This is a genomic window from Brevundimonas sp. UBA2503 (assembly GCF_002341485.1).
Taxonomy (GTDB): Bacteria; Pseudomonadota; Alphaproteobacteria; order Caulobacterales; family Caulobacteraceae; genus Brevundimonas; species Brevundimonas halotolerans.
Genome location: NZ_DDOD01000003.1, coordinates 1 through 9,724, shown reverse-complemented (window position 1 = coordinate 9,724; position 9,724 = coordinate 1). Strand labels below are relative to the sequence as shown.

The following is a 9,724-nucleotide window of genomic DNA, read 5'->3' as shown; positions in this document are numbered from 1 at the left end:
CGACAAGGCCGCCGTCGAAGCCCTGATCGACGGCCTCAAACCCGCCCGGGCGCTGGTCGCAGACCGGGGCTACGACGCCCGCGCCGTCATCGACATGGTCAAACAGTCGAAGAAGCTGCCGAGCGAGCTTTACCGGTCGCTGACGTGGGACCGGGGCAAGGAGCTGGCCGATCACAAGCGGCTGGCTCTGGCCGCCGACGTCGAGGTCTACTTCTGTGATCCCCGTTCACCGTGGCAGCGCGGCTCGAACGAAAACACCAACCGGCTGTTGCGCCAGTATCTGCCCCACGGAACCGACCTGTCCCTGCACAGCCAGGCCCAGCTCAGCGCCATCGCCCGACAGCTCAACGAACGGCCCAGAAAGACCTTGCTATATCGGACGCCAGCAGAGACCTTCGCGGAGTGTGTTGCAGCGATCAGTTGAGCCCACCGTCGAAGGCGGACATTGACTTGCCGCTTGTAAGCGGACCCGCAGCATCGGCGATTTTATGGGTACACACCCTAATCCAGCGCGCGCGCTTCGCCGACCAGAAGGATCGGCACGCCGTCGCGGATCGGAAAGGCCAGTTTGGCCCCCTTGGACACCAGCTCCTGACGGGCGCGGTCATAGGCGAGCGTGCCCCGCGTCACGGGACAGACCAGCACCTCCAGCAGGCGCGGATCCACGGTCGAGGGGGTGTTGAAACTGTCGCTCATGCACCGATCATAGAACCGGCAGCGGCCCCGTCCAGCCGGATGCGACCTATTGCAGCGAGGGCGGCGTGTCCTCGTCCCCGCTGTCGGCCGCATTGATGCTCAGCAGGGTGGTCAGGGCCCGGGCCCGCGCGGTCAGGTCCATCGCCTCGACCAGGGCCTGTTTCTCGGCCACCTCGAACGGCAGGGCCATGCAAAGGCTGTTCACCAGCGCCTCGGCCGGGGCGTCGCGCGCCGTGTCCCAGTCGATCTCCAGCCCCCGGTGCTCCAGAAACAGGCGCAGCGCCTCCAGCAGACCGGGGCGACCGATCTCGGCACTGGACGGGGCCGGTATCAGATCGGCGGCATAGGCTTGAAAGTCCGCGCGCACCTGTCGATAGGGGGACCGGGCCGGAATCTCTTCGGCGATCCGAAACCGACAGATGCCGGTCAGGGTGATCATATAGCGACCGTCCGGCGTCTCGGCGAAGTTCGTGAGCCGCCCGAGGCATCCAACCGGGGCCAGCGTGGGGTTGTCGGCAGGACCGCCGGTGGTCTGCACCATGCCCACCATCCGGTCGCCGGCCATGGCGTCATCGATCATGTTCAGATAGCGCGGCTCGAAGATATTGAGCGGCAGCTGCCCGCGCGCCAGCAGGACCGCCCCGTTCAGCGGAAAGACGGGGATGACCTGCGGCAGGTCTCCAGCCTTGACGATGCCCTGGGCCACCGCGCCGCCCTAGGCGAACAGCAGCGACGACAGGCGACGACGCCCGTCCTTCGCCACGTCGGAATTCAGGCCCGCGGCCTCGAACACGGTCAACAGTTGCTTGCGCGCCGCCTGATCGTTCCACTCGCGGTCGGCCTTGACGATGTCCAGCAGCTGATCGACCGCACCCGCCAGATCGCCTCTGGCGGCCAACACCCCGGCCAGATCAAAGCGCGCCTGATGATCCGAAGGGTCGGCGGCAATCTTCGCCTTGAGGGCCTCGGCCTCGCTGTCGTCCGCCACCTGTGCCCCGAGGGCCAGCTGCGCGCGCACGCTCTGGATATCCGGGTCGGTTGAATTCGGCCCCGCCATGGCCAGGGTCTGGATGGCTTGATCGCGATCCCCGTCGGCCAGATAGACCCGCGCCATGCCGGCGATGGCCTTGGGGTTTTCCGGCTCCAGCGTCAGCACCTGGGCAAAGGCCTGGGCCGCGCCGCCCAGATCGTCCAGCGACAGGGATTCCGCCCCCAGCGACAACAGTTGATCGACGTCGGAATTGCCGCCCTTGCCGCCGGTCAGCTTGTCGATAAAGCCCTTCAGCTGGCTCTCGGGTACCGCGCCCTGGAATCCGTCGATCGGCTTGCCGTCGACAAAGGCATAGACGGTCGGGATCGACTGCACCCGCAGCTGGCCTGCATAGGCCGGGTTCTTGTCGACATCGATCTTGACCAGGGCCACGGCCCCGCCGGCCGCGCGCACGGCCTTCTCCAGCATCGGCGTCAGCTGACGGCAGGGCCCACACCAGGTCGCCCAGAAGTCGACGATGACCGGGCGGCTCTTCGACGCCTCGACCACCTGTTTCATGAACTCCGCATCCGAGCCCTCGACGATCAGGTCGTCGGTGTTGGCGTGGCCGTTCGGTCGGGCGGGATCGATCAGGGACATTCAGGCTTCCTCAGAAGGGGGCGGGGCTTCACCCGCCACATGGTCATGGGGCACGGGATCGGCAACCGGGTCAACGATGCGCGGTCCCTCTTCCCCTGAGAAATCGACGATCAGGGGCGTCCGTTCCAGCAGGTCGAGGAAACGCCGGAAATCCGTCTGGTCCAGCGCCGTCGTCGCCGTATTGGTCAGGGGGTGGAAATTGACCACATCCGCCGTCCACAGGGCCCGGTCCAGTACGAACTGCACCCGCCCTTCGGTGTCATTGACCAGACCCAGCGCCGTCACCGACCCCGGTGTTACCCCCAGCGCCCCGACCATGGCCTCTTCGGAGGCAAACGACAGCCGGTCCGAGCCCAGCCGTTTTGCCAGACGTTTCAGGTCGATGGTCGTGTCCTGACGCGCGCTGACCAGCCACAGCTGACCGCCCCGGCCCTTCAGAAACAGGTTCTTGGTGTGGGCCCCGGGCAGGGCCGCCTTGACCGCATGGCCCTGATCGACCCGGAACACCGCCGGATGGTCATGGGTGCGCGGCGCCAGACCCGCCCCGGCCATCCAGGCCAGCAGGCGGTCGCGGTCAAAGGGGGACGGAAGGCTCATCCCGCCATCATAGGTTTTGACCGCGTGCGGGGCCACCGGATAGGAGAGGGGCTGAGGCAATGTGAACCGGAGGTCCAAGGTGGAACTGGAGTGCTACCCGATGACGGCGCGGCCGCCGGACATGGTGCCGGGGCGACAGTCGCGCGCCTGGATGGACGCCTTTGCCAGCCGCCACCCCTATCGCTGCCTGCCGCTGACCATGGCCAACACCACGGGCTGGGAGATCCTGTGCCCGGTCGGCTTTACCGCCGAGTGGAACGGCGGCCCGCGTCAGGAGGACATCCGCATCACGCCCGAGCGGGTCAATTCCGACCTCAGCCACTTCGTCACCTCGCACTTTTCGCGCGGCGTGCTGACGATGCATCCCCAGTATATGTTCCGCACCCCGCCCGGCTGGCAGATGATGGCCACCGGCTCACCCAACCACGTCAAGGACGGCATTCAGGCCCTGACCGGCCTGATCGAGACCGACTGGCTGCCCTTCCCCTTCACCATGAACTGGATCTTCACCCGCCCGGGCTCGATCACCTTCGAGCGCGGCGAACCGTTCTGCTTCATCACCCTGATCGAGGCGCGCAAGGTCGAGGACTTCCAGCCCGTGATCCGCTCGCTGGAGTCCAACCCCGGCATGAAGGACCAGTTCGAGGCCTGGAACCGCCAGCGCACCGACTTCAACCAGCGGCTGGCCCGCGGCGACCCCGAGGCCGCCAGGGAGGCCTGGCAGCGCTACTACTTCAAGGGCGAAATCCCCGAGGCGCTCGGCAATGCGCCCGAGACCCACTCCAACAAGCGGCGCCTGAAAACACCCCGGCTGGGCTGACCCGGCCGGGGCGCGTCCCTGTCCCTAGCGCGTCACGCGCGGGGCGATGTTGGCGATCACATCGCGCGCGTCAAAGGCATTGGGGTCGCCCGCCGGCTTGGGTCCCCGGCCCATGATGATTTCCGAGGTCGCTTCGAACCGGTCGATCTGGCGCACATTGATGTCGTTCCAGTACGGGTCGAACCGGCTCCAGCTGCCGCCGCGATAGAAGCGCCAGTAGGGGTTCCAGCCCCGGTAATAGGGGTCATAGAAGGGGTCGCGTCCGCCGACATAGCGGGTGTCGCGGTCCGTGGCCCGCTCGACCGTGGCGAACCAGTCAAAGCCCTCCTGCACCGTCAGCTCGGCGGCGCGCAGCAGCAGCGACATCTCGACCTGCTCGCGCGAGGTCACGGAATTCCCGGCAAAGGCCACGCGGAAGCGGTTGGCCTCCAGCCGCTGCTCGGCATAGCCGCCGGCGCGTCCGGGCTGCATGGGGCCATAGGGGGTCGGCGTGGCACAGGCCGCGACCGTCAGGGCCAGGGCGCTGGCGGCCACCGCAAACAGGGCGGGGCGGCGAAGGGTCGTACGAAGGGTCATGTCCATCTCCGAAAGCGAGGGCGTCCGCATACAGGTGCGCTCACCCGTCATCCAAAACAAGAGGTTGGCTGTGGCCCAGCCAAGCGCTTTCCACCTGAACGAAGCCTGAACGCCCCCGGTTCCGCCTACAGCCTCAGGCCGATCAGCACCGCCGCCGCCAGCAACAGCACCCCGACCCCGGCATCAAACCCCCGCCGGAACCCCGGCGCCGTCATCCGCTGCGCCAGCGCCGCCCCGCCGAGGCCATAGGCATTCATGGTGATCATATCCATGCCGACGGTCGCCAGGGCGAACAGCGCCAGCTGCGGCACCAGCGGCCGCCCCAGATCCAGAAACGGCGGCAGCACGGCGGTAAAGAACATCACCGCCTTGGGATTGGCCAGCTGCACCATGAAGCCGTCGAAAAAGGCACTGCGCCCCAGCGTCAGGTTGGGCCGCTCAGGCCTGCCCGGCACCTCACTCCCCTTTGGCCCCCGCACAGCCCCCCACAGGGCCTTGCCGCCCAGCCAGGCCACATACAGCGCCCCGCCCACGGCGATCACCCGGAAGGCGGCGGGAAAGGCCAGCACCAGCGCCCCCAGCCCCAGCGCCGCCGCCGTGAACCACACCAGCGTCGCCAGACTCATGCCCAGCACCCCGACCACCACGGCCCGCCGCCCGCGCGCCATGCCATTGGCGATCGAGAACAGATTGGCCGGCCCCGGTGTCACCGCCAGCACCGCCATCACCCCCAGAAAGGCCGCATACCGCTCAGGATCGACAGGCAAGGCATAGGTCATGCCGCCCGATGGATGAGGGTGCGGGTGCGGTCAAGGGGCGTTGTTACTGTTGATCCCGGGTAATGTTTCATTCTGGGATTGGGACCTATGCTCGCCGCGCCAAGGAGGACTGCGACGGTGGACGAGATCTCGAGAGTTCGCGCGCTTCATGAACATGCGGTGCTTGATACGGAGGCTGAAGAGCGGTTCGATCGTGTCGCTGGGATGGCGGCGGCATATTTTGATGCGCCGATCGCTCTAGTGTCTCTCGTCGATACAGACCGACAGTGGTTCAAGGCATGCATCGGCCTCGACGTTCGGCAGACGACGCGGGACTGGGCGTTTTGCCATCACGCGATCCAGCTTGGAGCGGATCAAGTCATGGTGGTCGAGGACGCGACCAAAGACCGGCGCTTCGTCGATAATCCCCTCGTCACAGGCGAGCCGAACATCTGCTTCTACGCCGGAGCGACCTTGACCACAAAGGAAGGGGCCAACCTCGGTACTCTTTGCGTCATCGACACCCAGCCGCGCACCAGGCCCTCGGAGGCCGATTTGGCGCATTTGGCCTCTCTGGCCAAGATGGTGGTGGACCAGATCGAGCTGTCCAAGGCCCGCAAGGCCTTGGAGGAGCGCCATCAGGTGCTCGACCTCGCGGAGAAGCTGTCTCTGACGGGCTACTGGACCTTGAACACGGATACGGGGGCTGTGTTCTGGTCGCCTCAGGTCTATGCGATCCATGGGGTCGACGATGAGAACTACCGACCCGGCCTTGACGACGCGCTGGCCTTCTACGTCGACGGCGACCGCCAGATGGTCGAAACCCTTCTCGCCGAGAACGCCGCAGCGGGAAAGGGATGGGATTTCGACGCGACGATACAACGACGGGATGGCACCCTTCGGAACGTCCGCTCGGTGGCGGCCTGTCAGAAGGACCCCAACGGTCATGTGAGGGGCTTCATCGGCGTCTTCAAGGACCTGACTGACGAGCGGCGCGTCATCGCCGAAGCCGTGGAGCAGGAGCGGCGCTACCGACTGCTCGCCGACCACGCCAGCGATGTGATCGCAGTGTATGGAGCTGACGGAAGGTTCACTTACCTGTCACCGTCCATTACGGAACTGCTCGGCTATCTGCCGGACGAGCTCTTGGGAAAGACGCCCTATGACCTTATCGCCCCCGAAGACCAGGCTCGTGTCGCTTCCGAATTCGCCGCTGCGGCCAGGTCGAAGTCCGCTCTGACCGTCGAGTATCGCGTCCGTTCCAAGGACGGTCGAAGCCGCTGGCTCGAAGCGCGGCCCCGGTTTCATCGGGACGAGGCCGGCAAGGTCATTCAGATCACCGATTCGGTGCGCGACGTGACCGAGCGGCGTGAACGCGAGGTGGCGCTGGCAGAGGCGCGGGTTGCTGCCGAGAGCGCAGCCACGGCCAAGGCCGAGTTCCTCGCCAACATGAGTCATGAGATCAGGACACCTTTGAACGGCGTGATCGGATTTGCCGAGGTTCTGGCCAACACCGTTCTGGATACCGACCAAAAGCGTTACGTCGACCGCATTCGCACGGCCGGAAAGGGCCTGTCGGCTCTCATCGACGACATCCTCGACTTCTCGAAGATCGAGTCCGGCAACATGACGATCGAGGCGCGCCCGTTCGACCTACGCGCCATGGCGACGGAAATCGTCGATCTCACTCGCGCAAGCATCGCCGGGCGGCTGCACCTCGACATCGACTATGACGGCGGCCTTGCCGATCGCGTCATCGGCGACGAACAGAGAACCCGGCAAGTCCTCTTGAACCTGATCGGGAATGCCGCGAAGTTCACCCATGCAGGCTCGGTGCGGCTGGAGGTGCGTCGGCGACAGGATTGGCTGGAGTTCAGGGTCGTGGATACGGGCATCGGTATCTCGGCCGAAGCCATGAGCCGTCTGTTCGACGGCTTTACTCAGGCTGACGCATCCGTCGGTCGCCGCTTTGGAGGGACAGGGCTCGGTCTCGACATCAGTCGCTCGCTGGCACGCCTGATGGACGGGGATGTCACGCTGGAAAGCGTGCCGGACGTGGGCACCACCGCCATCTTCTCTTTGCCCTACAGGCCGAGTGCGGATCAGCCCGTTTCGCCTCCAGTAGGTTCGGCCCCGCAGCGTTCCGAACGCAAGCTGCGCGTCCTCGCCGTAGACGATATTCCGACCAACCTAGAACTGATAGAGATCCTCGTCGCCGGCCTGGGCCACGATGTGACTTGCGCGGCTTCCGGTGAAGCGGCGCTCGAACGGCTGCGAGCCGATCCGGCCTTCGACCTCATTCTCATGGACGTCCAGATGCCCGTGATGGACGGTTTGGAAACCACCCGGCGCATCCGCAGGGCGCCTGAGGCGGCCAACGTCCCGATCGTCGCCCTGACGGCCAATGTCCTGGCCGATCAGATCGAGGCCTGCCGTGCGGCCGGTATGGACGATCACCTTGCAAAGCCGATCAAGCCGGACGCGCTGAACGAAACGCTCGATCGCGTGTCCCGGCTGACCGTCCCACCGTCGTCTATCCCGACATCCCTGCATGCGTCGGATCCCTTGGCCGCACTCAAGGAACGCTATCGCGAGCAAATGAAGACCTTCGCAGCCGAGTATGCCCGCATGCTGGCCATGCCCCTTCAAACAAGGGCCAACGCCATCGCGGCTTACACCCACTCCATCGCGGGAACGGCGGGAAGCTTGGGTTTCGCCGACGTCTCGAAGGCGGCATTTCAACTGGAGTCCGCCGCCAAACAATGCCGCGAAGACGGAAGCGCCGTCGAGAGTTTGCCTGCTCTCATTCAGGCCGTGCTTCGAGCTGTAGAACATACATGAGGGTTGTGTTATGTACCGGTGTGTTGCTGAGGGGGCGATTTTAAACTCTTATTCGAGGCATGTTTTGTCCAAGTGCATCGTGGTCGAGGACGACCCCTTCTGGTCCGCAGAAATCTCTGCCGCTCTCTCGCACGCCAATGTCCAGATTCTAAACGCTCAGGACGGACGTCAGGCGTTGGACCTGGCGAGTCGCTACCCAGATGCCTCCATGGTGCTCGACCTCATTTTGCCAGAGGTGGACGGCGTCGAAGTGCTCCAGAAGCTTTCCGAGGTGGCCCCACTTATGCGCGTCCTCGCCGTCACCGGCGGCGGTCGACTCGGGGCGGGATTCTACCTGAAATTGGCGTCGACGTTCGGCGCCAAAGCGCAACTCGCGAAACCATTCACCGCGCAGCAGCTTATTGACAACTGGACAGCCTTGGCGGCTTGACGCCTGGAGCTCGGAGCAAGTGATGGGCACTGCCGCGTTGATTCTGGTGGTCGATGACGACCCGGTCATGCGCGAAATCACGCGCGTTCATTTGGAAGGCGCTGGTTATCGAGTGGCCCTCGCCACCAGTGCCTCGGACGGTCTTCAGAAGGCGCGGACTCTTCGACCGTCCGTGGTCGTAATGGATTTCGCCATGCCGGGAGGCTCCGGAGGCGAAGCGCTGCGGGCCCTTCGGATCGACGACGAGATCGGAAACACACCCGTCTTGATGGTGACGGCCTGGTCTCTGGCAGAGAGCCAATCGTCAGCATCGGGCCTTGCAGCGACTTGGCTCCAGAAGCCCGTTATGGGCGACCGCCTGATTCAGTCCGTGCGAGATCTTCTTCCCGCATGATCCGACCTGGGGGCCATGGTTCGCGAGGCGCACGAGTGCTGGTCGTTGACGACGACCCCTTCATCCAGAAGATGGCCGAAGCACTGCTGGGGCGGGACGGCCGCCGTGTGAGCGTGGCCGCGACCGGCGCGGCCGCCTTGGCCAAGATGGCAGAGCCCGCGCCGGAGCTCGTGTTGCTGGACCTCGGCCTTCCGGATATTTCCGGCTTGGAAGTTCTGCGACATTTCCGGGCGACGAGCGCCTGGCAGCAGGTGCGCATCCTGGTGTTCACCGCGTCGCACGAGACCGAGAACATCGTTCGCGCCAAGCAGGCCGGCGCCTCGGGCTATGTCTGCAAGCCTGTTAAGCCGGACACCCTGGCGGACATGGTCTGCGACCTTCTCGATCAGCCCTCTCTGACCTGGGTCGACGACTACACCCGAGCCCATCGGCCGATCTGATCCGGCTCAACGCGACGTTTACCCCAACTCGGTAGGTTCGACCCCGGCCCGGAAGTAGTTGTCGTCGTCGGAGTATCCCGTGATCAAGCCCCGCATTCTCGTTGCTGAGGACGACAGGTATCTGGCCGCCTTGATCCGTCAGACCCTGGAAGGGCGAGGGCTGGCGATCACCTTGGCCCAGAATGGCGAAGAGGCGCTGTTGCAGGCCGACGAGATTTGTCCTGATCTGGTGATCCTGGACGTCGGCATGCCCGTGCTCGACGGCTTCACCGTCCTAAGAACCTTGAAGGCTGACCGCTTTCACAGCCAGGTGTCGGTCTTGATGCTGACGGCGGCCAGAAGCGAGACCGATGTCCGCCGCGCGATCACGAACGGCGCGTCCGACTATCTTACGAAGCCGTTCCGGCCCGACAAGTTGATCCTGCGGGTGGACCGTTTGCTCCAGAGGTCACAGAGCAACAATATCCGAATGGGATATGAGTTCGCCTAGGTTCTGAACTCATAAAGCTTGCGGCGGATTGATCTCGCTGATTCAAGGATTC

General features: G+C 64.9%; 13 protein-coding genes. 7 read left to right on the top strand and 6 right to left on the bottom strand.

Annotated features, from left to right (window positions below):
• The coding region (locus B4K74_RS00745) for an IS30 family transposase (RefSeq protein WP_286691330.1) at nucleotides 1-424 on the top strand (424 nt) is incomplete at its 5' end.
• Between the two features lie 77 nt (nucleotides 425-501).
• Here the strand turns inward: B4K74_RS00745 and B4K74_RS00740 are convergent.
• Genes B4K74_RS00740 through B4K74_RS00725 form a run of 4 tightly spaced genes read right to left on the bottom strand, consistent with a single transcriptional unit; the run spans nucleotide 502 to nucleotide 2,923 of the window.
• Nucleotides 502-696, bottom strand: a complete 195-nt coding sequence (locus B4K74_RS00740; RefSeq protein ID WP_123288092.1) for a Trm112 family protein — start codon at nucleotides 694-696, stop codon at nucleotides 502-504.
• 46 nt (nucleotides 697-742) lie between these two features.
• Nucleotides 743-1,402 carry an LON peptidase substrate-binding domain-containing protein gene (locus tag B4K74_RS00735; RefSeq protein ID WP_286691329.1) on the bottom strand — a complete coding sequence of 220 codons (660 nt, stop codon included), beginning with the start codon at nucleotides 1,400-1,402 and terminating at the stop codon, nucleotides 743-745.
• A 9-nt stretch (nucleotides 1,403-1,411) separates the two neighbouring features.
• Nucleotides 1,412-2,326, bottom strand: a complete 915-nt coding sequence (locus B4K74_RS00730; protein ID WP_286691328.1) for a thioredoxin family protein — start codon at nucleotides 2,324-2,326, stop codon at nucleotides 1,412-1,414.
• Nucleotides 2,327-2,923 carry a prolyl-tRNA synthetase associated domain-containing protein gene (locus tag B4K74_RS00725; protein WP_286691327.1) on the bottom strand — a complete coding sequence of 199 codons (597 nt, stop codon included), beginning with the start codon at nucleotides 2,921-2,923 and terminating at the stop codon, nucleotides 2,327-2,329. It lies immediately after the preceding gene.
• A 79-nt stretch (nucleotides 2,924-3,002) separates the two neighbouring features.
• On the opposite strand from B4K74_RS00725, the gene B4K74_RS00720 reads away from it, so the two are divergent.
• Nucleotides 3,003-3,743 carry a DUF6065 family protein gene (locus B4K74_RS00720; RefSeq protein WP_286691326.1) on the top strand — a complete coding sequence of 247 codons (741 nt, stop codon included), beginning with the start codon at nucleotides 3,003-3,005 and terminating at the stop codon, nucleotides 3,741-3,743.
• 24 nt (nucleotides 3,744-3,767) lie between these two features.
• Here B4K74_RS00720 and B4K74_RS00715 read toward each other — a convergent pair whose 3' ends face one another.
• Nucleotides 3,768-4,319, bottom strand: a complete 552-nt coding sequence (locus B4K74_RS00715) for a CC0125/CC1285 family lipoprotein (protein WP_286691325.1) — start codon at nucleotides 4,317-4,319, stop codon at nucleotides 3,768-3,770.
• A gap of 125 nt (nucleotides 4,320-4,444) precedes the next feature.
• A complete protein-coding gene (locus B4K74_RS00710; RefSeq protein WP_286691324.1) occupies nucleotides 4,445-5,098 on the bottom strand; it encodes a LysE family translocator in 654 nt (217 codons plus the stop codon).
• A gap of 117 nt (nucleotides 5,099-5,215) precedes the next feature.
• Here B4K74_RS00710 and B4K74_RS00705 point away from each other — a divergent pair, with 117 nt between their 5' ends.
• From B4K74_RS00705 to B4K74_RS00685, 5 genes are all read left to right on the top strand, one after another.
• Nucleotides 5,216-7,918: a PAS domain-containing protein gene (locus B4K74_RS00705; protein ID WP_286691323.1), complete on the top strand. Its 2,703-nt coding sequence runs from the start codon at nucleotides 5,216-5,218 to the stop codon at nucleotides 7,916-7,918.
• Between the two features lie 64 nt (nucleotides 7,919-7,982).
• Complete coding sequence (locus tag B4K74_RS00700) at nucleotides 7,983-8,348, top strand: response regulator transcription factor (protein ID WP_286691322.1); 366 nt, start codon at nucleotides 7,983-7,985, stop codon at nucleotides 8,346-8,348.
• A gap of 22 nt (nucleotides 8,349-8,370) precedes the next feature.
• The gene (locus B4K74_RS00695) at nucleotides 8,371-8,742 is read left to right on the top strand and encodes a response regulator (RefSeq protein ID WP_286691321.1); all 372 of its coding nucleotides are present in this window, start codon (nucleotides 8,371-8,373) and stop codon (nucleotides 8,740-8,742) included.
• 35 nt (nucleotides 8,743-8,777) lie between these two features.
• A complete protein-coding gene (locus B4K74_RS00690; protein WP_206423401.1) occupies nucleotides 8,778-9,182 on the top strand; it encodes a response regulator in 405 nt (134 codons plus the stop codon).
• 79 nt (nucleotides 9,183-9,261) lie between these two features.
• Nucleotides 9,262-9,672 carry a response regulator transcription factor gene (locus B4K74_RS00685; RefSeq protein WP_123288211.1) on the top strand — a complete coding sequence of 137 codons (411 nt, stop codon included), beginning with the start codon at nucleotides 9,262-9,264 and terminating at the stop codon, nucleotides 9,670-9,672.
• The last annotated feature ends 52 nt before the right edge of the window (nucleotides 9,673-9,724 follow it).

Excerpts from the sequence above, each read along its gene's own strand:
- B4K74_RS00740 (WP_123288092.1), bottom strand. The coding sequence starts at position 696 with ATGAGCGACAGTTTCAACACCCCCTCGACCGTGGATCCGCGCCTGCTG.
- B4K74_RS00730 (WP_286691328.1), bottom strand. The coding sequence starts at position 2,326 with ATGTCCCTGATCGATCCCGCCCGACCGAACGGCCACGCCAACACCGAC.
- B4K74_RS00725 (WP_286691327.1), bottom strand. The coding sequence starts at position 2,923 with ATGAGCCTTCCGTCCCCCTTTGACCGCGACCGCCTGCTGGCCTGGATG.
- B4K74_RS00715 (WP_286691325.1), bottom strand. The coding sequence starts at position 4,319 with ATGACCCTTCGTACGACCCTTCGCCGCCCCGCCCTGTTTGCGGTGGCC.
- B4K74_RS00710 (WP_286691324.1), bottom strand. The coding sequence starts at position 5,098 with ATGACCTATGCCTTGCCTGTCGATCCTGAGCGGTATGCGGCCTTTCTG.
- B4K74_RS00695 (WP_286691321.1), top strand. The coding sequence starts at position 8,371 with ATGGGCACTGCCGCGTTGATTCTGGTGGTCGATGACGACCCGGTCATG.